This is a genomic window from Mesorhizobium cantuariense (assembly GCF_042647205.1).
In the GTDB taxonomy this organism is placed as follows: Bacteria; Pseudomonadota; Alphaproteobacteria; order Rhizobiales; family Rhizobiaceae; genus Mesorhizobium; species Mesorhizobium cantuariense.
The window spans coordinates 5,640,801-5,665,906 of the sequence record NZ_JBHRVD010000001.1 but is presented as its reverse complement, the minus strand read 5'-3'; the positions used below and the strand labels follow the sequence as shown (position 1 = coordinate 5,665,906).

Below are 25,106 nucleotides of genomic sequence, written 5' to 3'. Positions count from 1 at the left end.
CAGATCAGCGTAAGCAGCCATGACAGCCGATTTCTCCCCTTGCGGGGGAGATGTCCGGCAGGACAGAGGGGGGTGTCTTGGCGCAGACCTGGCCTCCTCATGGCTCGGCGAGCACGATGTTCTCCACGCCGCCGACATAGTAGAACGGCTTCTGCTTCGATGATGTCAGCCGCACCACCTCGCGTGAAATATAGTCGGCAAGGCCGAACAGCGTGACGCCGCCGTCCGACGTCTTGGCCTTGCCGCGCAGGCCTTCGAGGACCGAATAGGTGAAAACGCCATGGCCGAGTTCCGGCAGTTCGGCGGCTGTGTTGTTGGCGGCGGTCGCCGAAAACACGACGATGCGTGCGTCCTGCGCGTCTTTTTCCAGGCGTGGATTGAAGGCGTTGGCGGCATGGCAGGTGTCGAGCAGCATGAAGCGCATGCCCTTGGCCCGCTCGACCGACTTCTGGATGTCCGACCAGTCGACCAGCGACGACCGTTTCCAGCGTTCGGCATCCTGTTTGCGGCCGTCGGTCGGGATGAAATAATAGTCCTCGTCGATGTTGATGCCGTGGCCGGCGACGAAGATGATGGTGGTGTCGCGCTCGCCCGGCCGGTCGAGGAAATCGGCGAGCTGGTCGTCGATCGTGTCGGAGTCGGGCTCCATGATGGTGTCGGCACTGGCGACGGCGTAGGTCTGCTTGGCCTTGGTGGGGCTCTCGTCGAGTGCCTCGCGGTTGACCAGGACCAGCGTCTCCATCGATGAGAACAGCGGCGCCGATTTCTGCGAAATCACCTCCAGGAATTCTGTCGCATCGTCGACAGGATAGCGCAGGTCGCAGGCTCGGCCTGAACAGGCATCGGTCAGGAACGGGTATTTGTCGACGCCGATGACCGCGACATAGAGCTTGCCCTTGGCCTCGGCCTTCTCGGTCTTTCTTGCCAGTGCCGTCACGCTGCGTTCGGTCAGATAGCCGAACTCGTTGGTGCCGGTGATGCGGATGGTGTTCTCGCCATTCTCGACCGGTATCTCGACAATGGTGCTGTTGCCGTCCACCTCGCGGGCGGTGACGTCGCCGACATTGCGGCTGTTCGACAGGATCGAGAAGCCGGCGACATCCGCTCCGGCTTCCCTGGCGCCTGATATCTCGACGGCGACATAGCCGTCGCGGACCTTGCTCTGGTCGTCGGCGAGGCGTATGGCGAACTCTGGCGGCTTGCGCTGCAGCAGCTTCTGCAACTCGTTGTCGACGCCCGGCCGCATCTCCTTGACCGACTGTTTGGCGCTGCGCAGGATGATTGCCCGGCGCACCATTTCAGGGCTCCAGAGGTATTTCTTCAACTGGCCGGCGCGGATGAAGCGACCTTCGTGGTCGCGGCCCTGGTTGACCTGCCAGCCGATCAGCTTGTCGCCCTCGTCGGAGGAATAGTAGTAGCCCTGCGGCATCCAGACGATCCATTGCGAGCCGGCAAAGAACATCGACACGATCAGTTCGTGCGTCTGCAGGTTCCACAATCTGAGCGTCTGGTCGGCGCTGCCGGTAACCAGCAGGCCGGCCTTCTCCGAGGCAACCATGGCGTTGATCTCGCCGCTATGGCCGGTGAATTCGCCGGACACTTTCGCGGTCGCGGTCCGGTATTCGATCAGCGTGCCATCATTGCCGCCGGTGATCAGGCCAAGGCCATGGTCGATCAGCGTGTAGGCCGAATGGACAAAGCCGTTGGTGGCGTCGTTTTCTATGCTTCGCACCATTTTGCCGCCATTGGCGATCTCCAGCACGGCATTTTCCAGGGCGTCCTTGCCGCCCATCTTGGCGCGCAGCGACCACTGACGGTCGGCCAGCGCGGCGCGGGCAAAGGAGCCCGGCTCCGTCAGCGGCTGCGGGTCCTCGAAGAAACGCTCGGCGGCGGGCAGCTCCAATCTGTTATCCAGAGCGCCCTGCTGTTCGGGGCAGGCCACGCGATCGGGGCAAGGGTTGGCGTTGCCCCAGGCGATGACGTCATTGGCCGCGTCGATGCCGACCGCGGTCACCGGTTCGCCCACTCCTTGCAACAGGGCCTTGCGCTCGCCGGTTGCGGGGTCCCAGACCTGGATGGCGTTGCGCGTGCCGCCGGCGGTCGCCACCAGAGAGCCATCGGCATTGGCGGCGGTGGCGTAGACCGTGCCGTCATGGCCGGGGTAGTCGAGCGCCTTCTCGCCGGTGTCGGTGTTCCAGACGATGGAACGGTGCTTGTCGGCGCAGCGATAGCCGCAGGAGGCGACCAGCCGTGCATCCTTGGCAAAGGTCAGCGAGCCGATGAGGAAATCCTGCGCCGGCATGGCGCGCGCCAGCGTGCCGTCAGCAGCCCGCCAGAGATGCACCTGCCCGTCCTTGCTGCCGGTGGCAAACAGGCTGCCGTCCTGCGAAACGGCCAGCGCCATGACGCTGATGTCCCGCAGTGGCTCGGCTTCGTCAGGCAGTGCGATCTCTTCGCCCTTCACGACGTCCCAGAGCTGGATACCGTTGTCGGTGGTGGTCGCGGCCAGCCGGCTTCCCGCGGCCGCGAAAGCGAGCTTGTCGATGTGCCAGGAATCGGCGTCGAGTTTCTTGTCCAATGTCCAGCCGGTCGCGGATTTGTCGTCCAGCCGCCAGAGATAGACGACGCCGTCGGCGCCACCGGCAGCCAGCGTTTTTCCATCGGGAGAGAAGGCCAGATCGTAGGTCGCGTAGTCGGCGGCCTTGAGTACGCCCTTCATCTTGCCGGTGGCGAAGTCGAACAGCCTGATGTCGCCATAGGGCGGCTTGTCGCCAAGGCTGGCGCCGAAATAGCCGCCAGCGGCGATCGTCTTGCCGTCGGGCGAGACCGCGACAGCGAAGATCTTGCCGTCGCTGCCGTTGCCGAGATAGCCGCGGATGGTGCGCAGCGTCACTCCGCTCTGCCAGTCCCAGATGCGGATAGTCTTGTCATTGGATGCCGAAACGAGGTCCTCGCCGTTGGGCGTGAAGGTTAGGTCGGTGATCTGCGCACTGTGGCCGCCTGTATTGAGGTCGAGGTGGAAATCCGGTGCGTTTTCGGCATGGGCAACCGAACTCGCAATCAAGGCCCCGGCCAGGGCCAGCCAGCGGCAGGTCCGCATCAGGCGGAGGCTGGATTTTCCCATCGCTATTTGGCTTCGGCCGCGGGCGACCCATTACGCACATACGCCTCGATTGCCGAGGCGAAAGTGGGAGAGCCCGCCTTGCGCTGTTTGTCGATATAGCCGGCAAAATAACTCCAGAACGAAACGGCGTAGTCGCGGAAATAAGCATCGGTCACTTTGCGCGAACACAAATCGCCGTCGATGCAGAAGGACAGCCGGTTGAGGAAATAGACGATGCGGTCGAAATTCTCGCTGAAATCGGCGAGCGGCATGTCGCCACCGGAGGCGGTCATCGCCTCGATGCCGATCCGCTGCCGGAACACCTGCTCCTCGGTCGGCGAGGGATTGGCACTGAGCAGATTGTCATATTTGGCGTTGAGGGCCGTCAGACGATCTTTCAGCGCGCGCTGCGCCTGCTGGTAGTCCTTGGTTTCCCAGAGTTCGACCAGCGACATCGTCTGCTCGACGCGCTTCTGCTCCTGGTTGGCCAGGAACTGATAGACCGAGAACATCAAGGTGAAGATGATGGCGAGACGCACTGCCATGCCCGACCAGGCATAGACCAGCATGCGCCAGTCGCGATCGGTGAAGGGGTTGCTCTCCTTCTTGATCTCGTGGCTGCTCGGCCATGGGAAACCTTCGGTGGTTTCCGGCAGCGTCTGCTTTGCGGCTGACGCTTTTGCGGGCGCGGTAGCTGCTGTTTGCCTGGTGTTGCCCGCCGGTTTCTTCATCCGCAGGTGTCCAGTTCGATGGTGGCGGAGGGATCCAGCACGATGCCTGGCGCCTCCAGCTTCTTTTTCAGGCATTCCAGCTGTAGGTGTGAAATCATGAACTGGACGTCGGGCTCCGCCGCCCCCTTGTTCGGTGACGGCAACGCCTCCACAACGCCGCGCGAGGCGCAGTTGCTAAGATCGACGACAACGGCACCGCTGGCGCTTTTGGCGATCTGGTCATACTGATCGAGAAAACACGTCGCCAGTTCCGAGTTGGTGACGATCTGCTTCACGCACAGGCCGCAGGCCTCGTCCGCCGAAGCATTGGCGATCAGCAACAGGCCGCCGGCAAGGCCAGCCGCCGTTCCACGCCAGGAAAACACAGAGTTCTTCACAATCGATCCTATCCGTTCATCCGGCTGTCATGCGCCAAGGCCGCGGCCCGGAATGTTCTCACATCGTACCGATCGCGCAAGAGCCGGCGCAACAGAGCCCGGAGGCTTTGGCGCCGGGATTCGTTCAGGCGCGCGGCACCGTCTCCATGGGGAAAATCATCACCGCGCCTTTCGGCCCACTCTTGTCGGCAAGCCGCATCACCGAGCGGGTTGCCGGCGCCATGCCGAGATCGGTCAGCATGTCGGAGAAGCCGGCGGAGCCCATGCCGCGTGTCGCCGAGGCGACGCCGTCCTGCGCCAGGAAGCTCAGATCCTCCTTCTCGCTCTCCGGCGGTGCCTCGGTCAAAACCGCGATCATCCGTTCCATGCCGAAGCTGGTGTCGGTGAAGGCCAGCAGCCCCTCCTCGAGCGTGGCCTGTGGGGCAAGGCGCTCGGCAACGATGTGGGTGATCGAATAGTCGCTGCCGACATAAAGCACGTTGATGTCGACCAGCAGATCTGAACTGTTCTTGGCCAGCACATGCACTTCGTCGCCCGGCGAAACGCGCGGCACCACGGAAGCCTGCAAGGGTTCGAGGCCGTCCTTGTCGCGGCGTTTGACCTGGAACTGGACATCGACGTCCTCGGGCTTGTAGTCGGAGGCCGCCGCCAGCCGTGAAAGCCCGGTGGCACGGAAGATGGTGCGCAGATTCCGGGTCGTCGCCTCGACCAGCTTTTTCCGGTCATCCATGTGGATGATGATCAGCGGCGGCTTGCTGCCGTCCTTCAGGGTCACGTCGCCCGACGCCGGCAGGAACCACAGCGCCGGCTTGTCGGTCGCCTCCTTGGCGGCGCCGGGAACAGCATTCTCGCGCATCACCGCAAAGCGGAGCTCGGCGCTCTTGCCGGGCTCGACCAGCTCGATGTTGAAGCCGGTCTCCTTGGCTGTGGCCAGTTCGTCGAGAACCGAATTGACCAGCGCGGTTTCCTTCTCAAGGCCCTTGGCCGCGGCCGGCCGCGCCACGACGAGCTTGTAGTCGACGGCGATCTCCGCCACCCGCGCATAGGCATTGGCAGGGAAGTCGGCGACTTTGAGCGCCGGCTTCTTGTCGAACTCGACCGGCTTGACGCGGCTTTCCAGGTTCTTGGCCGATTGCACCTCGAGATAGCCGACAGCGTCGGACAGGGGCGACAGCGCCGAAGGCAGGATGGCGAGCTTGCTGCCCGGGGTGAGGCGGTGCAGCAGCCCAGCGCCGATCGTCGCTTCGCCGTCCTTGATGACGACAGGCCACTGCATAACCGCGTCGGTCTTGTCGGTGCCGAACACACGAGCATCCAGTTCGCCTTCGAACAGCGGCGTCGGCCGGGTACGGCTGTCGGCCGAATATTGCTGCAGCACGGCCTGGCCGAGCTGGCGATAGGTGACGTTGGGGTTTTCGGCCAGTTTCGACAGGATGGTGAAGGTGAACAAGCCGAACCGGGGCGCATCCGCCGTGCCCTTGGGCAGCGGCATTTCCGGCGTCGTCTCCACCGTCTGTGCGGCATAGAAGGCGACCAGCTTGCCCTTGGCGATCGGTTCGCCGCCGGTCGGAGTCAGGCTGAAGGCGGGCTTGCGCGCGCCGTTGTCGTCGATGCCGCGCGAGCCGGCGGCCGAAATCACCTCGTCATAGGCCTTGATCGCGGCGGCCCTCTCGGCCTCGCTGCCACCGACCAGGTCGGCGAACTCGACCTTGCGCTCCATCTCGTCGTCGACCTCGACGGCGCGCGTCGCGGTGCCGGAATGGCAGCAGTCGAACACCACCCAGACGAAGGCGCCCTTGTCGCGGATGGCGTCGAGTGCCGCGCCGATCTCGTTGTCGACCAGCGCATTCGGCACGCCGGCATCGCGGTTGATCCATTTGTCGATGTCGACGGGCAGGAAAATCTCGTCGAGCCCGTCGGTCTCGTCGCCCCTGACCATCTGCGGTTGCTGGGCGCCGTGACCGGACAAATGCAGATAGACGAAATCGTCGCGCTGCACCTTGGCGGCAAGGTCGGCCAATGCCGCCTTGATCGCCGCATGCGTCGGCAGGCCACTGGCGCCGGGGACATCCTTGGCGAGCAGCGTGATGTTCTCCGGCGCGAACCGCACCGGGTCGGGCACGTTCTTCAGGAGATAGTCGTGGACGAGGCCGGCATCGTTCTTCGGCCCGATCAGCCAGTTCCTCTGCGGCAGGTTGGGATATTCGGTGCAGGCGATCAGCAGCGCATGGTAGGTGCGCGATGCGGCCAGGGTCCGGAACGACACCATGCCGGCCATCGTCAGCGCGGACGTGCCGACCAGCAGCGTCCGCCGCGTCAATTTGATCATGATTGCTTCCCCAAGCCCGATCGAATTTCCAAGCACGGCAACTCTTGCCGAAGATTTTGTCAGTATTTTGAATGTTGCATCGGAGAGCAACCGGCCTGTTACCCGCTCCGGTCGATGTTCTCGACAGCCTTCCGGGCAGAGATGCTGGAAACAGTAGCAAAAATGCCTGTTCGTCGCTATCTGGAGGGGACAGGGATCGTTTGCGCGCGGGAAATGATGCGCGAGCGACGCAAGACGAGTTGGATCAGGACCATGGCGGCAAGGGATGTGCTGACGAAGAACCAGGTGTGCGTGCTCGAGAAGCTCGAGGCCGCCAGCGGGCCGCTCAGCGCCTACACCTTGCTCGACCAACTGCGCGAGCGCGGTTTTCGCGCGCCGCTGCAGGTCTATCGGGCGCTCGACACGCTGGTGAAGTCCGGCTTCGTGCATCGGCTCGAAAGCATCAACTCCTTCGTCGCTTGCGCCGAACCGCACGACCACAGCCACTCGATGACCGCCTTCGCCATCTGCGACACGTGCGGGCAAGTGACCGAAATGTCCGACCACGATGTCGGCCACCGCCTGGACGAATGGGTGCGCTCCACCGGCTTCGCCGCCAAGAAGGCGGTGATCGAGTTTCGCGGGACGTGTGCCAAGTGCCTGGCTGAGGCTGCGTGAAGCCAAGTCAGGCGTGAAGAAACCTTCGATGCTGGCGGGACAGAGGGGGGTGCGAAGGATCGCGACCTAACCGGCTACCGATGCCCACAATAGGCATCAATGCGCCTCGTCCCAGTTGTTGGCGGCCCGCGCATCGACATGCAGGGGCACCGACATCGAAACCGCCGGCATCGCCGCGTTCTCCATGACGTGACGGACGACCGGGATCGTCGCCTCGACTTCAGCCTCGACGGTCTCGAAGATCAGTTCGTCATGCACCTGCAACAGCATGCGTGCGGAGAGGCCTGCTTTCTCTAGCGCCTCCTCCATGCGGATCATGGCGCGGCGGATGATGTCGGCGGCGGTGCCTTGCAGGCGGGCGTTGATCGAGGCGCGCTCGTTGAACGCGCGGAGCGAGGGATTGGACGATCTTATATCGGGGTAATGGATGCGGCGGCCGAAGATCGTTTCGACAAAGCCGTGCTCGCGGGCATAGGCCTTGGTCTCCTCGATATAGTCGCGGATGCCGGGGAAGCGCTCGAAATATTTCTTGATGTAGTTGCTCGCCTCTTCACGCGGGATCGACAGCTGGTTGGCGAGGCCGAAGGCCGAAATGCCGTAGATGATGCCGAAATTGATCGCCTTGGCGCGGCGGCGGACTTCCGAAGGCATGCCTTCGACCGGCACGTTGAACATTTCCGACGCGGTGATGGCGTGGATATCGGCGCCGTCGGCGAAAGCCTGCCGCAGTTGCGGAATCTCGGCGACATGGGCGAGGACGCGCAACTCGATCTGACTGTAGTCAGCCGAGACCAGCCGATGGCTCTTGTCGGTGATGAAGGCGGTCCTGATCTTGCGGCCTTCGGCGGTGCGCACCGGGATGTTCTGCAGGTTCGGATCAGAAGATGACAACCGGCCCGTTGTCGTCGCGGCGAGCGCGTATGACGTGTGGACGCGTTTGGTGTCCGGGTGGATGAAGCCCGGCAGCGCGTCAGTGTAGGTCGATTTGAGCTTGGTCAGCTGGCGCCAGTCGACGATCTTGCGCGGCAGTTCATGGCCTTCGGCGGCGAGGTCTTCGAGAAGCTGCGCCGAGGTCGACCACTGACCGGTCTTGGTCTTGGAACCGCCGGGCAGGCCCATGCGTCCGAACAGGATGTCGCCGAGCTGTTTTGGCGAGCCGATGTTGATGCGTTCGCCGATGAGCTGGTAGATTTCTTCTTCGAGGCGAGCGGCGCCCTGCGCCAGTTCGCCGGAGAGCCGCGACAGGATCTGACGGTCGACCGAGATGCCGCGCTGTTCCATGCGCGCCAGCACCGGCACCAGAGGCCGCTCAAGCCGTTCATAGACCGACACCAGCCCCTTGGCGGCAAGCCGCGGCTTCAGCACCAGCCAGAGCCGCAGCGTCACATCGGCGTCTTCGGCGGCGTGAGCGGTCGCCTTGCCGATGTCGACCTGATCGAAACCGACGGAGCTTTTGCCGGAGCCGGTCACGTCCTTGAGCAGGAGAGGGGTATGGCCCAGCCATTTCTCGGCAAGCGCATCCATGCCGTGACCATGGGGCGTGCCGGCATCGAGCACGTAGGAGATCAGCATGGTGTCGTCAAAGGGCGCGACATCGATGCCATAACGGCTCATGATGACAAGATCGTATTTCAGGTTCTGTGCGATCTTGAGAACCGATCTGTCTTCCAGCAGCGGTTTCAGCACAGCCAGCGCCTCGCGGAGAGGAATCTGGTTTTCAACCACGCCGCCGCCGAGCAGGTCACCGTTGCCGCTCTTGTGGGTAAAAGGAATGTAGGCGGCGCGGCCGGGCGCCGTGGCCATGGATATGCCGATCAACTCGGCTTGCATCGGATCGGCCGACGTCGCCCTCACGTCGAAAGCGGCAAGGCCGGTCCCGGTTGCCTCAGCGACCCAGGCTTTCAAGGTCGCGACATCGCGGATGCAGTGATAGGCTGATGTATCGATCTTGCGGGTCGCCGCACTCTCCAGCCGCAGCGCGGCGAGCAGGGAAGGGGTGTCGCCGCTGATGGGTTTCTCGGCGCCCGGCGCCCGATTCGCCGCGCCGTCTTCGCCGGCCCCGGCAGATCGCGCCTCGATGAAAGCTCCGGCCCCGAGATCGGGGCCATGGGCATGATCGGCGCGCTCGACGGTCACCGCGACAGCCTGGACGTCACCGGCCTCGGTGCCTGTCGCTTCGGCCACGCGGCGGGTCAGCGAGGTGAATTCCATGGTCTTGAGGAAACCGATCAGCTTCGGCCCGTCCGGCGCGTGCAGGACGAAGTCGTCCAGCCCCTCGGCCACCGGCACGTCGTTCATTAGCGTCACCAGTTGACGCGAAATGCGCGCCTTGTCGGCGTTGGCGATGATGGATTCGCGCCTCTTGTCCTGCTTGATCTCGCCGGCGCGGGCCAGCAGCGTGTCGAGGTCGCCGAACTGTTCGAGCAGTTGCGCTGCCGTCTTCGGCCCGATGCCGGGCACACCTGGCACATTGTCGACCGAGTCGCCTGTCAGCGCCTGCAGGTCGACCATCTTCTCCGGCGGCACGCCCCATTTCTCGATCACCTCCGGAATGCCGATCTGGCGGTCCTTCATCGGGTCGTACATGCCGACCGTGTCGCCGACCAACTGCATCAGATCCTTGTCGGAGGAGATGATGGTGGTGTCGCCGCCTGCTTCGCAGGCGAGCTTGGCATAGGTGGCGATCAGATCGTCAGCCTCGTAGCCTTCGATCTCGACGCAAGGCAGGTTGAACGCCCTGGTCGCCTGGCGGATCAGGCCGAATTGCGGGATCAGGTCTTCCGGCGGTGCCGAGCGGTTGGCCTTGTATTCGGGGTAGAGGTCGTTGCGGAAGGTCTTCGACGAATAATCGAAGATGACGGCGAAATGCGTCGGCACAATGCCTACATCGGTGTTGCGGGCGTCGAGCATCAGCTTCCACAGCATGTTGCAGAAGCCGGAAACGGCGCCGACCGGCAGGCCGTCGGATTTGCGGGTCAGCGGCGGCAGCGCGTGATAGGCACGGAAGATGTAGCCGGAGCCGTCGACAAGGAAGAGATGATCGCCTTTTTTCATGTCGGCAGGGATAGCGCGGCGCGGCGGCTTGGTCCATGCCAAAGGCAACCTCAACTATCGGTTCCGGCAACACCCTGACAGAATGGCCGCGGGCCGGCCCGCTCACGCCTATGTTACAAAAGTGTAATCTTCGTGCCCTTGAATCGCCATGTTCAAAGACACAAATACAGGGCATCGGCAGTTTTCGCCGAGTCCGGAGCAAGGCCCGTCCCCCGCCTATCCCGGACACCTGCGGCAGCCTATCCCCCCTCTCCGGGCTGCCGCATCGTTTCGAGTAGAAGGCCGCCGTGGTTCCCCCTCCACCACGGCGGTCTTTTTTACCTCAGACAGGCGTTTGCAGCCCGTGGTCCAACGATCGCGGGCTTTTCGTTTTCCTGTCCTGCCTTTACGGTTCCGGTTCTGAATGGAAAGGCTTCACACATGTCCGCAGTTTCCCCCGTCCTCGACCGTCTCGACAAGAATCTCGACCAGAGCCTCGAACGCCTGTTCGGCCTGCTCAGGATCAAGTCGATCTCCACCGATCCGGCCTATGCCGCCGACTGCCGCAAGGCAGCGGAATGGCTGGTGGCCGAACTGAAGCTGATCGGCTTCGATGCCAGCGTTCGTGACACGCCCGGCCACCCGATGGTGGTTGCGCATCACGACGGCCCGGCTGATACACCGCATGTGCTGTTTTACGGCCATTATGACGTGCAGCCCGTCGACCCGATCGAGTTGTGGGAAAGCGACCCGTTCGCGCCTGCCATCAAGGAGGTCGGGCCGGATCACAAGGTGATCACCGGCCGTGGTTCGGCCGACGACAAGGGCCAGTTGATGACCTTCGTCGAGGCTTGCCGCGCCTGGAAGCAGGTGCATGGCAATCTGCCGTGCCGCATCACCATCCTGTTCGAGGGCGAGGAGGAATCCGGCTCGCCGTCGCTGAAGCCGTTCCTCGAGGCGAATGCCGACGAACTCAAGGCTGATTTCGCACTGGTCTGCGATACCGGCATGTGGGACCGCGACACGCCGTCGATCTGCGTCGGATTGCGCGGGCTGGTCGGTGAGGAGATCACGGTGAAAGCTGCCGACCGCGACCTGCATTCCGGTCTTTATGGCGGTGCTGCCGCCAACCCGATCCGCATCCTGGTCAAGGTCTTGGCTGATATCCACGACAAGGACGGCCACATCACCATTCCCGGCTTCTATGACGGGGTCGAGGAAACGCCGTCGCAGATCCTGAAATCGTGGGAGACGCTCGGCGAGACGGCCGAGACCTTCCTCGGGCCGGTCGGATTGTCGATTCCGTCGGGTGAAAAGGGCCGCTCGGTGCTGGAATTGACCTGGGCGCGGCCGACGGCCGAGTTCAACGGCATCATCGGCGGCTACACCGGCAAGGGCTTCAAGACGGTGATCGCGGCGGAAGCCTCGGCGAAGGTCTCGTTTCGCCTCGTCCATAAACAGGATCCCAAGAAAATCCGCGCAGCGTTCCAGAAATTCGTCAAGGAGCGGATTCCGGCCGACTGCTCGGTCGAATTCCACCCGCATGGCGGCTCGCCGGCAATCCAGCTTTCCTATGACTCGCCGTTCTTGGCCAAGGCCAAGGATGCGCTCTCCGACGAATGGCCGAAGCCGGCGGTGACGACGGGCAGCGGCGGGTCGATCCCGGTGGTCGGTGACTTCCAGACCTATCTCGGCATGGAATCGCTGCTGGTCGGGTTCGGCCTCGACGACGATCGCATCCACTCGCCAAACGAGAAATACGAACTCAGCTCCTTCCACAAGGGCCAGCGCTCCTGGGCGCGGATTCTGGAGGCGCTGACGCGCTGAGCTGCGGGAAAATCGCGGTAGTGGCGTGAAAATCAACTTTCTGTTGATTTTTCGGCGGATCACGGCGAGGACGGGCCACGATATAAAGCGCTGCGGCGTCCCCTGCGGATCAGGGGACGCCCAAGGCTCGACCGGAGAAGACAATGGCCGACATCCGTTTCCACAAACATGACCTGCCCGACCTTTCGCACTACAATGTCGGGGCGGTGGCCATCGACACCGAGACGCTGGGGCTCAATCCGCATCGCGACCGGCTGTGCGTGGTGCAGATCTCGCCGGGTGACGGCACGGCCGATGTCATCCAGATCGCGCCCGGCCAGAAGAAGGCTCCGAACCTCGTCAGCCTGCTGAGAAACCGCGGCGTGACCAAGCTGTTCCACTACGGACGCTTCGACCTTGCCGTGCTCTACAATGCATTCGGGGTGATGCCCGAGCCGGTGTTCTGCACCAAGATCGCCTCGCGGCTGACCCGCACCTACACCGACCGGCACGGGCTGAAGGACATCTGCTTCGAGCTTCTCGGCGTCGGCCTGTCCAAGGCGCAGCAATCGTCGGACTGGGCGGCCGAGACGCTGTCGCCCGAACAGCTCGAATATGCCGCTTCCGACGTGCTCTATCTGCACCGTTTGCGCGATGTGCTGGCCGGCCGGCTGGCGCGAGACGGCCGGACAAAGGAGGCCGATGCCTGCTTCCGCTTCCTGCCGACGCGTGCCAAACTCGATCTGATGGGCTGGGACGAAGAGGATATCTTCGCCCATAGCTGACGGTCGTTGCGGCGATCTGCTGCCGATGGCCGGGCTGGAACCAGATGCAGGCAGTCGCGTTCTGCCGGCTCAGCGTTGCCGGTTCAAAGGGAATGACATGACGGACAGAAAGCCGATTGCCACCGCGCCGACCGACGGCTCCAAGGTCTCCGTCACCTGGAAGGACAGCGACGGCGTGATCAACGAATCCATCGCGCAATATCGCGACGACGGCTGGTGGGTCTACACCGACAGTCACACGCAAAAGAAGGTCGAGCCGACCAGTTGGCGGCCTGCCGCAAGCGACGATGACGATCAATAAGGGCGCCGCTGGCGAGGTCGGCCGCTTTCGAATAGCCTGAAGCCGTTGATATCGAGGCCGATTCGGAGCTTTCCGTTCCGCCGTCGCCCTCTTGCTCGGAGGAAATCTCTATGGGTGTAGAAAGCCTGCTCGTCTTCATCATCATCGGTGCCATCGCCGGCTGGCTCGCCGGTCTCATCGTTTCCGGCTTCGGTTTCGGCCTGATCGGCAACATCATCGTCGGCATCGTCGGCGCGTTCATCGCCGGCTGGCTGTTCCCGCGGATCGGCTTCTCCATCGGCGGCGGCACTCTCGCTGCAATCATCCATGCCACCATCGGCGCCATCATCCTGCTGGTGCTGGTCAAGGTCCTGAAACGAGCCTGAGGCTCGACAACGCAAAGAGCGCGCCATGAAACAGAATACGCTCTATCTCGTCATTGGCGCGCTCGTCGTCGTGGTCATTGCGCTCGGAATCTATGTCTATCGCGAGCAGACCAAACCGAAGGGTGTCGAACTCAAGATCGACGACAAAGGCATCTCGATTCAGCAGAACTGAGGGCTCAGCGCCGACGGTTTCGGCGGGCCGCAGCTGATCACCGCTGATGGGCGCTGTCAGGCTTGGTCGGCGACATCAAAACGAGGCGAACAGTCGATGGATCGGGCCGGCAAGACAAGTCTCGACCATCGCTTGGCCCCTCGGGCTGCGCCGCCGATGATACGCCGGATCGATTTCAAGGCAGGCGGCGCCGTGCGGGCCGCGCTTGCGGAAATCGGACGCACCGAAGATCTGCGCTTTTCGCCGAACAATCGATTGCTGGCAATCGCCGGATATGCGCGCAAGCGCTGCCTGATCCTGCGCATCGACGTCGAGACGGGACCTGATGGGCCAGGCGTTACACTCCACAATTTCATGGAGTTGACGTCCGCCAGCATGGGCGAAATCCATGGCCTCGATTTCATCGATGATCGCACTTTGGCGATCGCCAATCGCGATGGGCTGGTTGCGCTATTTGCTCTGCCGCGTGAAGAACCGGCTAGCCAATGTCGTGAGATTACGGCCATTCGCCGGGTCAAGGGCGGGCGGTACTGCAAACTGAATTCGCCGGGCTCGATTGCGGTCAGGCTCGAGTCGCACGGCCGGGTCAGCCTGCTGGTCTGCAACAATTACACGCATCTGGTCACCCGGCACGTGGTCAACCGGTGGCTCGGCTATCGCGTCACCAGCAATCAGCTGCTTCTGAAGCGTGGTCTTGATATTCCTGACGGCATTGCGCTCAGCCATGACGGCCAGTGGATCGCCGTCAGCAGCCACGGCACCAAGGACGTAAAACTCTACCGGATGTCCGCGTCGCTTGGACCGGACAGTGAACCGACCGGCATCCTGCAGAACGCCGGCTATCCGCACGGCGTGCGCTTTACCGCTGACGATCAGCATATCCTCGTCGCCGACGCGGGCAGCCAGATGGTGCATGTTTATGCCGGCGACGGTGGCTGGAAGGAGCATCGCGAGCCCGCGCGCTCGGTTGCCGTGCTCGACGAGGCAGCCTTCCTGCGCGGCAGGGCCAGTCCGGAGGAGGGCGGGCCGAAAGGCCTCGACATCGACCGGTCCAACAGCGTCGTCGCGGTGACCTGCGAAGAGCAGCCGCTGGCCTTTTTCGCGCTGGCGTCGCTGACCGGGCCCTCGATGATCGAACTCGGCGAGACTTAACCCGCCCTTAAATCGCCGCATCTACTCTTCAACTCGAACGCCATAGGCATCGGGGATATCAAGCACAGCGCATGGCGAACCGCAGAGACAGCCGCATCGAACCCAGTTTCGAGGGGCCGCCGCAGGCGCGATCCTCGGCGGGTCTTTCGGCAAACGAGGAGGATCGCGTCGTGCCGAGCAACCGCAAAGCCTCCGCAAAACGCAAGCCGGCCAAAGGGAAATCGTCGCGCAGTGGGCGCGGCAGAAGCCGGCGCGGCCTGTTTGGTGTGTTCGGCCGTCTGTTTTACTGGTGTTTCGTGCTTGCCATCTGGGGCGGCATCGCGGCGGCCGGCATCGTCGTCTACTACGGCGCCAAGATGCCTGCGGCGACGACCTGGTCGATCCCCGACCGCGCCCCCAACATCAAGATCGTCTCGGCCGATGGCCAGTTGCTCGCCAATCGCGGCATGAGCGGCGGCGAGGCGGTCGGCCTGCACGAAATGTCGCCCTATATCCCAGAGGCCGTCATCGCCATCGAGGACCGCCGCTTCTATTCGCATTTCGGCATCGACCCGATCGGCCTTTCCCGCGCCATGGTGACCAACGTGATTGGCGGGCATTTCTCGCAGGGCGGTTCGACGCTGACCCAGCAATTGGCCAAGAACCTGTTCCTGACGCCCGACCGCACGCTGGAACGCAAGGTGCAGGAAGTGCTGCTGGCGCTGTGGCTGGAGCACAAGCACACCAAGGACCAGATCCTCGAAATGTACCTCAACCGGGTCTATTTCGGTTCCGGCGCCTATGGAGTCGAAGCGGCTTCGCGCCGCTATTTCGGCAAGAGCGCGCGCGACGTCACCTTGTCGGAAGCCGCCCTCCTTGCCGGCCTGTTGAAGGCGCCGTCGCGGTTGTCGCCGGCACGCGATCCGAAGGCCGCCGAGGAACGCTCGCAGCTGGTGCTTGCCGCCATGCGCGACGAGGGCAAGATCAGCGCCAAGGAACTGACCTCGGCGATGAGCGCGCCGGCAACGCGTGCGCCGTCCTACTGGACCGGCTCGGAGAACTACGTCGCCGACACCATCATGGAAGAATTGCCCGACCTGATCGGCGACGTCCGCGGCGACATCGTCGTCGACAGCACCGTCGACCTGAACCTGCAGAAGATCGCCGAACAGTCGATCCGCAGGCTAATCGACGACAGCGGCAAGAAGCTCAACGTCAGCCAGGGCGCCCTGGTGTCGATCGACGATTCCGGTGCGGTGCGCGCCATGGTCGGTGGCTACGACTATTCGACCAGCCAATTCGACCGTGCCTCGGAAGCACGCCGCCAGCCGGGCTCGGCGTTCAAACCGTTTGTCTATATGGCCGCGCTTGAGGCCGGCCGCACGCCCGACAGCATGCGCAACGATGCGCCGATCAAGATCGGCAACTGGACGCCCGACAATTACGGCGGCAAATATTTCGGCAAGGTGACGCTGGCCACCGCATTGGCCAAATCGCTGAATTCGGTCGCCGCCCAATTGACCATGGAGGTCGGGCCGAATGCGGTTGTCGAGGCAGCGCACCGCATGGGCATCCAGTCCGACCTGCAGTCCAACACCTCGATCGCGCTCGGCACTTCGGAAGTGACGCCGCTGGAGCTGACCTCGGCCTATGTCCCCTTTGCCAATGGCGGCTACAAGCCGGACATCCATTTCATCCGCCGCGTGACGACCACCGAGGGCAAGGTGCTCTACGACAGCGGTGGCGGCAGCGCGCCGCGCGTCGTCAAGCCCGAGATCGTCGGCATGATGAACTCGATGATGACGGGTACGGTCGAGATCGGCACCGCCCGGAAAGCGGCTTTTGCCTGGCCGTCCGCCGGCAAGACCGGCACCAGCCAGAATTCGCGCGACGCCTGGTTCGTCGGCTACACCGCCAACCTCACCACAGGTGTTTGGTTCGGCAATGATGACGGCAGCCCGATGAAGAAGGTCACCGGCGGCGCACTGCCGGCGCAGGCCTGGCACGAATTCATGGTCGCAGCCCACGAGGGCGTGCCGGTGCGGCCACTGCCCGGCACCTGGAAATCGACGCCGGCCGACACCATCGTGCCCGACGAGATACCCTCGGCAAACAACTCGCCGCCGGCGCCGGTTCCATCCGCGTCCGTCGGCCAGTCCGCGGCGCGGCCAGCCGCGCCGGTCGCCCAAGCGCCAACGCCGGTCCGCGCGGTCCGTCCCGCCCAGACCGTCGATGCCGATGGCCTTTCCATGCCGGAGGATAACGGCGCCACCGCGTCGATCAAGCACCCAGTGCCGCCAGGCGACGTCGGCGGTCCGCGCAAGAAGCGGCAGACCTCGATCCTCGATATCCTTGGCGGCGGTTGAGTCTAGCCAGAGTTGAGCGCTATTTGCCTTCGGCTTGGCGCTGCCCAGTTGCTTGCTGTCAAAGGTCAGCTTGTCGCTGTGAATCTTGCCGTCACTGACGGTGAGATGCTTGGCGCAGGAGAGCGCTCCGGACGATTTCGTCACCAGATCGTACATGAGCGGCGCCTAGCTGTCGTCTCCGAAGGCCGCAATCATGCGCACCCCGGTCACATCCTGGGAAAGCCTCGTGAGGCCCCTCAGATAGGAAGCCTTGCCGGTCGATTGCTGCATCGGCCCATCAAAAACGACGTCGTCGGCGACATAGGATGCTGCCTTTTCGAGGTCGTGGCTTGTCCACGCCTTGGTGAAGGCGGTGGCGATGTCGAGGGGTGCTGTCGGTGTCATGACTCTGTCCCGATTGATTGATCTGAAACCTCGCGCCCTTGTCCCGCACCTATCGAACCAACGGCGAGTCGGCTTCCCGGTTCCTCTTCTGAGGCGCATGGTGACATTTCGGCCTCTCGCCACCTCGGCGGCGTTCGGCTACATCTGCCGGCCGGAGATCCTGAAATGGCTGAACTCGACACCAGAAAGACCATCGTGCTGACCGGCGCCAGCCGCGGCATCGGCCACGCCACGGTCAAGCGCTTTTCGCGCGAGGGCTGGCGTGTCATCACTTGTTCGCGCCAGGCCTTTGCCGAAGATTGCCCGTGGCCGGCCGGGCCGGAAGACCACATCAAGGTCGACCTCGCCGATCAGGAGGATGTCGGCATCGCGGTGTCGGAAATCCGCCACCGGCTGGAAGCACATGGCGGCCAGCTGCATGCGCTGGTCAACAATGCAGGCATTTCGCCGAAGCTCAAGGACGGCAACAGTCGCATGGATTCGATCGACACGCCGATGCATGTCTGGCGCGACGTGTTCCAGGTCAATTTCTTCGCGCCGATCATGCTGGCGCGCGGCCTGTTCAAGGAATTGGCGGCGGCCAAGGGCTCGATCGTCAACGTCACCTCGATCGCCGGCACCCGCGTGCATCCCTTCGCCGGCACCGCCTATGCGACATCGAAGGCGGCACTTGGCTCGCTGACGCGCGAGATGGCGCATGATTTCGGCCCGCACGGCATTCGCGTCAACGCCATTGCGCCCGGCGAGATCGATACCGCGATCCTGTCGCCGGGCACGGACAAGATCGTCGAAACGATCCCGTTGAGACGGCTTGGCACCACGGCCGAGGTCGCCGACATCATCTTCTTCCTGTGCTCACAGCAGGCATCCTACGTGACGGGCTCGGAAATCCACATCAATGGCGGCCAGCACGTGTGAGCGAGCAGACTTTAGGCCGGACTGCTCATTCGGCCATGGTGAGAACGGCCTTGCCGCTGAAGCTGCGCTGTCGCAGTGCGTCCAGGGCTTGGGCGATGTCTGTCCACGGCACGGTGAGGGCCACGCGGGTTTCGAGCTGGCCAGCCGCGACCAGAGCGAGCAGCGAGGCGATGTCCGCGCCTATGCCTGAGCCAGACGTGTAGTACGCGAAAGTCTGAAGCCTCGCCCCTTCATGATCCGGAACGAACTGGCGGAATCCAATGGGTGTGAGTTCGCCACTGCTCGAACCGAACATGACGATGGTCCCGCCAGGTGCGACGCGTTCGATCGCGTGGGCAAGGCTTTTGCCGCCCACCGACTCGGTGATCAGCGAAAACGGCCCCTCGGCCAGCTCGATCGACTCGACTACCTGCTTGGCTCCCAGACTGCGGAGATCGTCGGCTTGGCGGGCGGCGGCGATCGCGGTCACCGAGGCACCTTGCTCGCGGGCTATCTGGATCTGGAAACGACCGACCGCACCGCTGGCGCCGGTAATCAGGACCTGCTGGCCAGTCAGGTCGCCGCCATGGCGCAAAGTCCTCAGCGCCGTCGTGCCGGCGACCGGAAGCGTGGCTGCGGAGGCGAAGCTGACGCCATCAGGCAGGACGGCGAGACGGTCGGTTGAAACGGCGACACGTTCAGCCCAGCCGGCCTGGTCGACCAGAGCCGCAACCCTTGTGCCCACGGCCGGCCCCGAGCTATCGGCTGCTTCCCGTTCGACGACCCCAACGATGTCCTGGCCGGGTATCCAGCCGTCCGGGCGTATGCTGAGCAGGCGCAGTTCGCCGCGGTTCAATGAGGTTGCGTGGACCGAGACGAGCGCCTCGTTCGAGGCCGGTTGAGGCTCGGCAAGCTCCGCGATCCTTAGTCCGGTCGCGCTGTCGGAAGAGATGACGAGGGCGAGCATGGTTCATATCTCATTGCTGCGGTGGATGCCTTTGGACAATTGCTATGCCCGGTCTTGCTGGTTCGACTTTGGAGCGCTGGCGGCCGCCGGCCGAAGAAAAGTTCGCCAGTTCCGCACGCTCCAGAATTGTTCATTCGCAAAGTGGAACCTATCGATTTTCCCCCTCGAATAATCTAGATATTGAAGCATTCGATCGCTAAAAACAGTCAACATGAGACAACCCCTCCGTTACCCCTGGCTCAATCTCGATGTGGATGACCCTTCCGCGCCGACGATTGCCGTGCGCATTGACATCCCCGAGACCAGAGCGGAGGTGCCCGCCCATCGGCACCGCAAGGGCCAACTCGTCTTCGCGCTTGCAGGCGGCGTCACCTGCCGCGTCCCAAGCGGCCTGTGGATGGTACCGCCTCATTGCGGGGTCTGGATTCCCGGCGACATGGAGCACAGCAATGTCGCGACCGCCAACGCTCGTATTTTCTTCGTGTATATCGAGCCGGGAGCTGCCGATCTGCCGGACAGATGCTGCACGCTTTCGATCTCGCCGTTGCTGCGCGAATTGATCATCGAGCTGTCCGATGGTGTGCAGGACGATCAGGCGAGGGACGAGCTTTTGACCAGGACCCTGCTTACCGAGCTGCCGCGTATGCCTGTCCAGCAGCTGCATCTGCCGATCTCATCCGAGCCGCGCTTGAGGCGCATCGCCGAAGCGTTGGCGCAAGATCCTGCCGACCGCAGCACACTGGCGGAATGGGCCAATCGCGTCGCGCTCAGTGAGAGCAGTCTCGCCCGTCTCGTGGTGAAGGAGACGGGCTTAAGCTTCGGCCGCTGGCGTCAGCAACTGCACTTGATCGTCGCAATACGAGAGCTGGCCGCCGGCGCGAGCGTGCAGCAAGTTTCGGGCGATCTCGGTTATGAATCCGTCACGGCCTTCATCACCATGTTCAAGAAGGCGCTCGGCAAGCCACCGGCAAAATACCTCAGCAGTGTCGCGCAGAATGGCGGTTCTGCATTCGTCGCTTGATCAACCCGTCTGCGAGCAGAGATCGCCACGGCAATCTGTCGCCGAGCAGGATCGGCTCAGGCAGCGGACGGCTCGGCAGCCCCCGGCTTGTGGCCAAGCACCTCTTCGACAATGCCGCGCGCGATTTCGCGCTCGCCCATGATCACCGTGTCGGCGCCGAGCCCCTTGAGATGCTCGACCTCGGCGTCGGAATGGGCGCGGGCGATGACGTTGATGCCGGGGTTGGCGGCACGCGCCCTGAGGACGATCTGTCCGGCCTCGAAGGCATTGGGAATGGCCAGGATCAGGCGCTTCGCCCCTTCGGGATTGGCGGCGGCGAACACGTCGGCGTTGGCCGCGTTGCCGGAGACTGTGTCGATGCCATCGGCCTTCAGTCTGGCCAATGTCTTGTCGGCATCCTCGACGACCAGGAAGGGGAGGGAAGCCTGCTTCAGTGCCGCACCAACAAGGCTGCCGACGCGGCCATAGCCGATCAGGATGGCGTGGTTGGTGAGGGTTGTCCCGGGCGGCGGCCCGTCTTCCGCTTTCGTCGTGGCTGCAATAGAGGCAACCTGGCCCGGTTCCGTCGCCGGACCAACCGGCTTTGCCTCGATCGGCGGCGCCGTCCTGGTAGCGCGCCGCTCCAGCCATGGCTTCATCCAGTCGATAGCCAGGAACATCAGTGGGTTGAGGACGATCGACAGGATGGCGCCGGCCAGGATCAGGTCGCGGCCTTGTTCGGGCAATAGTTTCAGCCCGACGCCGAGCTCGGCCAGGATGAAGGAAAATTCGCCGATCTGGGCAAGGCTTGCCGAGATCATCAATGCCGTGGCCAAGGGATAGCCGAAGGCAACGACGATGACAAACGCCGCCAACGATTTGCCGATGACGATGATGGCCAGCGTCGCCAGGATCGGCCAGCCATTGCTGATCAGGCTGAACGGGTCGAACAGCATGCCGACCGAGACGAAGAACAGCACGGAGAAGGCATCGCGCAGCGGCAGCGATTCCTCCGCCGCGCGGTGGCTGAGTTCGGATTCGCTCATGATCATGCCGGCGAAGAAGGCACCCAGCGCCAGCGAGACGCCGAACAGCTTGGCCGCGCCGAAGGCGACGCCGAGCGCGATTGCGAGCACCGCCAGCCGGAACAATTCGCGCGAGCCGGTGTGGGCGACATAGTGCAGGATCCAGGGAATGACCCGGCGGCCGACCACCAGCATGACGACGACGAATGCAGCGACCTTGGCCAGCGTGATGCCGACGACGCCCCAGATGCCGTAGCTGGCCGGCAGCGACAGCAGGCTGCTCGCATGGGCGTCCGCCTGCTCCTGGCCGCCGAGCACGCCGGCCAGCGCCGGCAGCAGCACCAGCGCCAGCACCATGGCCAGATCCTCGACGATCAGCCAGCCGACGGCGATGCGGCCGCGCTCGGTCTCGATCATCCGCCGCTCCTGCAGCGCGCGCAGCAGCACCACGGTCGAGGCGACCGACAGCGCCAGACCGAAAACCAGCCCCGCACCCATCGACCAGCCGAGCATCCACGATAGCCCAGCGCCCAGCGCGGTGGCAAAGCCGATCTGGACGATGGCGCCGGGCACGGCGATGGCGCGCACCGACAGCAGGTCCTTGAGCGAGAAGTGCAGGCCGACGCCGAACATCAGCAGGATGACGCCGATTTCGGCCAGTTCGTTGGCAAGGCCGGCATCGGCGACGAAGCCGGGTGTGTTCGGCCCGACCAGCACGCCGGCTACGAGATAACCGACCAGCGGCGGGATGCGGAAGCGGTTGGCGAGAGCGCCGAAGACGAAAGCCAGCCCCAGACCGGCGACGATGGTGGCGATAAGGGGCGTGTCATGCGGCATTGTCTATGGAGCGCCTTTCAAGTCGATGATGTCGGATGTGCGCCGCCCGAAGCCGCCGCCTGTTTGCAATATGGTGGATGGGATGTCGGCGATGCAACCCGCAAAGCCGGGAATTGCCGGTGCGGCCGCAAATAGTTTGACCGGCGGTTGAGGAAGCCGCCGGCCGGATTAGAATTTGTGCGCTGTTACTCGGTCCCGATCCGGCGCGATCGATCGACAACGATCAGGCTGCCTGCAGCAGGGCCTCGATGTCTGGTATAGCGTGCTTGGTCAGTGTCTTGGGAATTTCAGCTGTCACTTTGTCCTCGACTTCCTTGTGCAGCTTCTTGCGCATGGCTCCGAGCACCAGCGGCGGCGCGACGAGCACGATTTCGTTGAACTCGCCGCCATGCGCGAGCTTGTAGAGCCGGGCGGCGATTTCATCGGCGAAACGCTCCTTGCCGATGCGGTGCCAGTCCGTGTCTTCGACCGCGCTGCGGTGCACGGAGGGACCATTATTATATCGGCCCGGGCTGTCACTGCCTTGCTCGCGGGTGGGCGGGTTGTCCTGCTGCATTTCCTGCACCACCTCGAGATTGGGGAATTTGGTGTCGCCGGCATTCCTGAGGAAAAGCGCCTTCTCACCATCGGCCACCATGACCCAGGTGCCGTGCTTCAGGTTGATTGTGCTCATGATGACAGGCTCCTTTTTGGGCCGCGCGGTGGCCTTTTGTGACATTCCGCGGCCGGGTTTCGATCTGACGTGATGGGCCTTTTGAGGAACGCGCCCCGAGCCAGTAATGTTCCAGTCGGCACCCTCACCGGCGTTGGACATTTTGACTATCCAGTGCCTGCGACTTTAATCTACTAAATTGGTAGAATTTAGAAAAAACTGTTTTGCGGCACTTCTCGGCGGGCGCTAAAAGAGCTGTAAATCAAGGCTTGCGACAGCAGCTTGAATCCGCTCCATTCGCCAACGGGAAATATTTTTCTCTTGGCCGGGATGCTTTCAGAAAAGCGATTGCATCCCGACAGGCGATGCGCGAGTGCGTTCCTTCTGGTTTCTCGCGCCCGCGCGTAGAACTGCAAGCCTGTTCAGGATTCCGCTCGCGCCATGTCGCACACTGCTCCAAAACTCAATGCCTTCCCCGTCTTCGTGCGGGTCGAGGGGCGAGCTGTGGCCATCGTCGGCGGCGGCGAAGAGGCGCTGGCCAAGGCGCGGCTGATCGGACAGTCGAGCGCTGTCCCGCGCATCGTCGCGGAACACGCCGAGCCCGATCTACTCGCCTTCATCGCTCAGACCGGCGCGACCCATTTTGCCGCCGCTTACGACGCGTCGCAGCTCGAAGGCGCGGTCATGGTGTTTGCCGCCAGCGGCGATGAGGAACTCGACCGCCGCGTGGCCACGGATGCGCGGCGCTTAAGCATTCCGGTCAATGCCGTCGACCGGCCTGAGCTTTGCGATTTCTTCACCCCGGCGCTGGTCAACCGCGCGCCGGTCGCCATCGCCATCGGCACGGAAGGTGCAGGCCCAGTGCTTGCCCAGATGCTGCGCAGCCGCATCGACCGCATGCTGTCGCCGTCGCTCGGGCCGCTGGCAATTCTTGCCGCGTCGTTTCGCGGGGCTGCCGAGAAGCTGCTGCCGAGAGGCAATGCGCGCCGCCGCTTCTGGAATGATTTCTTCGCTGGCGCTCCTGCCCGCGCGGCTGAAGCCGGCCAGCTTTCGCAGGCGCATGACGCCGCCGTCGATCTGCTGCTGTCGAACACGCCTGCTCGCGGCCACATCGCCCTGGTCGGCGCCGGCCCGGGCGCCGAGGATCTTTTGACCTTGCGTGCCCATCGTCTGCTGATGGAAGCCGATGTCATCGTCCATGATGCGCTGGTGCCGGAGGCGGTCGTTGCCATGGGCCGCCGCGATGCCGAGCGCCTGCCGGTCGGAAAACGCAAGGGCTGCCACACCAAGAGCCAGGCTGAGATCAATGCGCTGCTGGTCGAGCTTGGCCGTGAAGGCAAGCGCGTCGTGCGGCTGAAATCGGGCGATCCGCTGGTGTTCGGCCGGGCCGGCGAAGAGATGGCGGCACTGCGTGATGCCGGCATTGCCTATGAGGTGGTTCCGGGCGTCACCGCGGCCTTTGCCGCCGCCGCCGATTTCGAACTGCCACTGACCTTGCGCGGTGTTTCCTCGTCGATGGTGTTCACCACCGGCCATGACCTCAAGGGCAATTCGCTGCCCGACTGGGCCAAGCTCGCCATTTCCGGCGCCACCGTCGCAGTTTACATGGGCCGCTCGGTTGCGGCCGAGGTTGCCAGCCGGCTGATCGAGGCCGGGCTGTCGCCGGATACCGCGGTGGCCGTGGTCGAGAATGCCAGCCTCGCCAACCGTCGCCGCTTCCACGGCACTCTTGCCGACCTGCCGTCGCTGGAAGCGCGCGCCGATCTTTCCGGTCCGGTCATGACCATCATCGGCGATGCGGTCGCCGGCGCCAACTTTGAACGGTCCGAGCCGCTCGCGGCACACAGGCATGAAGGCGCGCCCGTCGCTGCCACTGAGGGAGTTCAGCAATGAAGATACTGACCGCCAACCGCCTCACCGACGGCATTGCCGTCTGGTACGCCGACGGCGGCTGGGCCGAGACGGTGAACCATGCCGACCTCGCTCATGACAAGGCAGCCGAAGATAGGCTCGAGTTGATCGGCGCCAAGGCCTATGCCGCCAACGAAGTGGTCGACGTGAATTTGATCGATGCCGATGTCGTCAACGGCGTCGTCGAGCCGGTACGGTTGCGCGAGAAGATCCGCGCTGCCGGCCCGACCATCCGCAACGATCTCGGCAAGCAGGCTGCCAAGGCAGCATAACCAAG

General features: G+C 63.6%; 22 protein-coding genes. 12 read left to right on the top strand and 10 right to left on the bottom strand.

Annotated elements, in window-relative coordinates; all coding sequences use genetic code 11:
- Window positions 1–97: 97 nt before the first annotated feature.
- The 4 genes from ACFOJ9_RS27640 to ACFOJ9_RS27625 all read right to left on the bottom strand — a co-directional run bounded on the left by ACFOJ9_RS27640 (window position 98) and on the right by ACFOJ9_RS27625 (window position 6,540).
- Entirely contained in the window at window positions 98–3,124 is a 3,027-nt protein-coding gene (locus ACFOJ9_RS27640; protein WP_378983397.1) for a hypothetical protein, read from the bottom strand.
- 2 nt (window positions 3,125–3,126) lie between these two features.
- On the bottom strand, window positions 3,127–3,834 hold the full coding sequence (locus tag ACFOJ9_RS27635; protein WP_378983395.1) for a DUF4760 domain-containing protein: 708 nt from the start codon (window positions 3,832–3,834) through the stop codon (window positions 3,127–3,129).
- Entirely contained in the window at window positions 3,831–4,211 is a 381-nt protein-coding gene (locus ACFOJ9_RS27630) for a hypothetical protein (RefSeq protein ID WP_378983392.1), read from the bottom strand. Before ACFOJ9_RS27630 ends, ACFOJ9_RS27635 begins: the two co-directional genes overlap by 4 nt.
- A 124-nt stretch (window positions 4,212–4,335) precedes the next feature.
- Complete coding sequence (locus ACFOJ9_RS27625) at window positions 4,336–6,540, bottom strand: caspase family protein (protein WP_378983389.1); 2,205 nt, start codon at window positions 6,538–6,540, stop codon at window positions 4,336–4,338.
- 252 nt (window positions 6,541–6,792) lie between these two features.
- Between ACFOJ9_RS27625 and ACFOJ9_RS27620 the strand changes: the two genes are divergently transcribed.
- Window positions 6,793–7,197 carry a Fur family transcriptional regulator gene (locus ACFOJ9_RS27620; protein ID WP_127264562.1) on the top strand — a complete coding sequence of 135 codons (405 nt, stop codon included), beginning with the start codon at window positions 6,793–6,795 and terminating at the stop codon, window positions 7,195–7,197.
- Window positions 7,198–7,293: 96 nt separating this feature from the next.
- Here the strand turns inward: ACFOJ9_RS27620 and polA are convergent, their stop codons facing one another.
- A complete protein-coding gene (polA, locus tag ACFOJ9_RS27615; RefSeq protein WP_378988089.1) occupies window positions 7,294–10,251 on the bottom strand; it encodes a DNA polymerase I in 2,958 nt (985 codons plus the stop codon).
- 420 nt (window positions 10,252–10,671) lie between these two features.
- On the opposite strand from polA, the gene ACFOJ9_RS27610 reads away from it, so the two are divergent.
- From ACFOJ9_RS27610 to ACFOJ9_RS27580, 7 genes are all read left to right on the top strand, one after another.
- Window positions 10,672–12,057: a M20/M25/M40 family metallo-hydrolase gene (locus ACFOJ9_RS27610; RefSeq protein ID WP_378983385.1), complete on the top strand. Its 1,386-nt coding sequence runs from the start codon at window positions 10,672–10,674 to the stop codon at window positions 12,055–12,057.
- Between the two features lie 143 nt (window positions 12,058–12,200).
- Window positions 12,201–12,821, top strand: coding sequence for a ribonuclease D (locus ACFOJ9_RS27605; protein WP_127809295.1), 621 nt, complete (start codon window positions 12,201–12,203; stop codon window positions 12,819–12,821).
- A 97-nt stretch (window positions 12,822–12,918) separates the two neighbouring features.
- The gene (locus tag ACFOJ9_RS27600) at window positions 12,919–13,122 is read left to right on the top strand and encodes a hypothetical protein (protein WP_127414445.1); all 204 of its coding nucleotides are present in this window, start codon (window positions 12,919–12,921) and stop codon (window positions 13,120–13,122) included.
- Window positions 13,123–13,232: 110 nt separating this feature from the next.
- Window positions 13,233–13,487 carry a GlsB/YeaQ/YmgE family stress response membrane protein gene (locus tag ACFOJ9_RS27595; protein ID WP_013529551.1) on the top strand — a complete coding sequence of 85 codons (255 nt, stop codon included), beginning with the start codon at window positions 13,233–13,235 and terminating at the stop codon, window positions 13,485–13,487.
- A 25-nt stretch (window positions 13,488–13,512) separates the two neighbouring features.
- Entirely contained in the window at window positions 13,513–13,659 is a 147-nt protein-coding gene (locus ACFOJ9_RS27590) for a hypothetical protein (RefSeq protein WP_013529552.1), read from the top strand.
- Window positions 13,660–13,815: 156 nt separating this feature from the next.
- Window positions 13,816–14,811: a YncE family protein gene (locus tag ACFOJ9_RS27585; protein WP_378983381.1), complete on the top strand. Its 996-nt coding sequence runs from the start codon at window positions 13,816–13,818 to the stop codon at window positions 14,809–14,811.
- Window positions 14,812–14,882: 71 nt separating this feature from the next.
- A complete protein-coding gene (locus tag ACFOJ9_RS27580; RefSeq protein ID WP_378983379.1) occupies window positions 14,883–17,156 on the top strand; it encodes a transglycosylase domain-containing protein in 2,274 nt (757 codons plus the stop codon).
- Between the two features lie 165 nt (window positions 17,157–17,321).
- On the opposite strand, the gene ACFOJ9_RS27575 is transcribed toward ACFOJ9_RS27580, so the two are convergent.
- Window positions 17,322–17,540, bottom strand: coding sequence for a nuclear transport factor 2 family protein (locus ACFOJ9_RS27575; protein WP_378983377.1), 219 nt, complete (start codon window positions 17,538–17,540; stop codon window positions 17,322–17,324).
- 165 nt (window positions 17,541–17,705) lie between these two features.
- Here ACFOJ9_RS27575 and ACFOJ9_RS27570 point away from each other — a divergent pair, with 165 nt between their 5' ends.
- Complete coding sequence (locus ACFOJ9_RS27570) at window positions 17,706–18,458, top strand: SDR family NAD(P)-dependent oxidoreductase (protein ID WP_095199543.1); 753 nt, start codon at window positions 17,706–17,708, stop codon at window positions 18,456–18,458.
- A 25-nt stretch (window positions 18,459–18,483) separates the two neighbouring features.
- Here the strand turns inward: ACFOJ9_RS27570 and ACFOJ9_RS27565 are convergent, their stop codons facing one another.
- Window positions 18,484–19,404 (bottom strand): zinc-binding dehydrogenase, encoded by a 921-nt coding sequence (locus ACFOJ9_RS27565; RefSeq protein WP_378983374.1) that lies wholly within the window; start codon window positions 19,402–19,404, stop codon window positions 18,484–18,486.
- Between the two features lie 211 nt (window positions 19,405–19,615).
- On the opposite strand from ACFOJ9_RS27565, the gene ACFOJ9_RS27560 reads away from it, so the two are divergent.
- On the top strand, window positions 19,616–20,425 hold the full coding sequence (locus ACFOJ9_RS27560; protein ID WP_378983371.1) for an AraC family transcriptional regulator: 810 nt from the start codon (window positions 19,616–19,618) through the stop codon (window positions 20,423–20,425).
- Window positions 20,426–20,481: 56 nt separating this feature from the next.
- On the opposite strand, the gene ybaL is transcribed toward ACFOJ9_RS27560, so the two are convergent.
- The 3 genes from ybaL to ACFOJ9_RS27545 form a co-directional block, all read right to left on the bottom strand.
- Window positions 20,482–22,266 carry a YbaL family putative K(+) efflux transporter gene (gene ybaL, locus ACFOJ9_RS27555; protein WP_378983369.1) on the bottom strand — a complete coding sequence of 595 codons (1,785 nt, stop codon included), beginning with the start codon at window positions 22,264–22,266 and terminating at the stop codon, window positions 20,482–20,484.
- A gap of 223 nt (window positions 22,267–22,489) precedes the next feature.
- A complete protein-coding gene (locus ACFOJ9_RS27550; protein WP_378988086.1) occupies window positions 22,490–22,939 on the bottom strand; it encodes a baeRF12 domain-containing protein in 450 nt (149 codons plus the stop codon).
- Between the two features lie 188 nt (window positions 22,940–23,127).
- Complete coding sequence (locus ACFOJ9_RS27545) at window positions 23,128–23,334, bottom strand: hypothetical protein (protein WP_378983366.1); 207 nt, start codon at window positions 23,332–23,334, stop codon at window positions 23,128–23,130.
- A 25-nt stretch (window positions 23,335–23,359) separates the two neighbouring features.
- On the opposite strand from ACFOJ9_RS27545, the gene cysG reads away from it, so the two are divergent.
- Window positions 23,360–24,811 (top strand): siroheme synthase CysG, encoded by a 1,452-nt coding sequence (cysG, locus tag ACFOJ9_RS27540; protein ID WP_378983363.1) that lies wholly within the window; start codon window positions 23,360–23,362, stop codon window positions 24,809–24,811.
- Complete coding sequence (locus ACFOJ9_RS27535; protein ID WP_378983361.1) at window positions 24,808–25,101, top strand: DUF2849 domain-containing protein; 294 nt, start codon at window positions 24,808–24,810, stop codon at window positions 25,099–25,101. The genes cysG and ACFOJ9_RS27535 overlap by 4 nt, the downstream gene beginning before the upstream one ends.
- Window positions 25,102–25,106: the final 5 nt, after the last annotated feature.

What these genes read in the sequence shown, in the direction of transcription:
- ACFOJ9_RS27600 (WP_127414445.1), top strand. Translation starts at nt 12,919, where the DNA reads ATGACGGACAGAAAGCCGATTGCCACCGCGCCGACCGACGGCTCCAAG.
- polA (WP_378988089.1), bottom strand. Translation starts at nt 10,251, where the DNA reads ATGAAAAAAGGCGATCATCTCTTCCTTGTCGACGGCTCCGGCTACATC.
- cysG (WP_378983363.1), top strand. Translation starts at nt 23,360, where the DNA reads ATGTCGCACACTGCTCCAAAACTCAATGCCTTCCCCGTCTTCGTGCGG.
- ACFOJ9_RS27580 (WP_378983379.1), top strand. Translation starts at nt 14,883, where the DNA reads ATGGCGAACCGCAGAGACAGCCGCATCGAACCCAGTTTCGAGGGGCCG.
- ACFOJ9_RS27570 (WP_095199543.1), top strand. Translation starts at nt 17,706, where the DNA reads ATGGCTGAACTCGACACCAGAAAGACCATCGTGCTGACCGGCGCCAGC.
- ACFOJ9_RS27610 (WP_378983385.1), top strand. Translation starts at nt 10,672, where the DNA reads ATGTCCGCAGTTTCCCCCGTCCTCGACCGTCTCGACAAGAATCTCGAC.
- ACFOJ9_RS27550 (WP_378988086.1), bottom strand. Translation starts at nt 22,939, where the DNA reads ATGAGCACAATCAACCTGAAGCACGGCACCTGGGTCATGGTGGCCGAT.
- ACFOJ9_RS27595 (WP_013529551.1), top strand. Translation starts at nt 13,233, where the DNA reads ATGGGTGTAGAAAGCCTGCTCGTCTTCATCATCATCGGTGCCATCGCC.
- ACFOJ9_RS27560 (WP_378983371.1), top strand. Translation starts at nt 19,616, where the DNA reads ATGAGACAACCCCTCCGTTACCCCTGGCTCAATCTCGATGTGGATGAC.
- ACFOJ9_RS27585 (WP_378983381.1), top strand. Translation starts at nt 13,816, where the DNA reads ATGATACGCCGGATCGATTTCAAGGCAGGCGGCGCCGTGCGGGCCGCG.
- ACFOJ9_RS27640 (WP_378983397.1), bottom strand. Translation starts at nt 3,124, where the DNA reads ATGGGAAAATCCAGCCTCCGCCTGATGCGGACCTGCCGCTGGCTGGCC.
- ACFOJ9_RS27625 (WP_378983389.1), bottom strand. Translation starts at nt 6,540, where the DNA reads ATGATCAAATTGACGCGGCGGACGCTGCTGGTCGGCACGTCCGCGCTG.
- ACFOJ9_RS27605 (WP_127809295.1), top strand. Translation starts at nt 12,201, where the DNA reads ATGGCCGACATCCGTTTCCACAAACATGACCTGCCCGACCTTTCGCAC.
- ACFOJ9_RS27635 (WP_378983395.1), bottom strand. Translation starts at nt 3,834, where the DNA reads ATGAAGAAACCGGCGGGCAACACCAGGCAAACAGCAGCTACCGCGCCC.
- ACFOJ9_RS27535 (WP_378983361.1), top strand. Translation starts at nt 24,808, where the DNA reads ATGAAGATACTGACCGCCAACCGCCTCACCGACGGCATTGCCGTCTGG.
- ACFOJ9_RS27575 (WP_378983377.1), bottom strand. Translation starts at nt 17,540, where the DNA reads ATGACACCGACAGCACCCCTCGACATCGCCACCGCCTTCACCAAGGCG.
- ACFOJ9_RS27590 (WP_013529552.1), top strand. Translation starts at nt 13,513, where the DNA reads ATGAAACAGAATACGCTCTATCTCGTCATTGGCGCGCTCGTCGTCGTG.
- ybaL (WP_378983369.1), bottom strand. Translation starts at nt 22,266, where the DNA reads ATGCCGCATGACACGCCCCTTATCGCCACCATCGTCGCCGGTCTGGGG.
- ACFOJ9_RS27620 (WP_127264562.1), top strand. Translation starts at nt 6,793, where the DNA reads ATGGCGGCAAGGGATGTGCTGACGAAGAACCAGGTGTGCGTGCTCGAG.
- ACFOJ9_RS27565 (WP_378983374.1), bottom strand. Translation starts at nt 19,404, where the DNA reads ATGCTCGCCCTCGTCATCTCTTCCGACAGCGCGACCGGACTAAGGATC.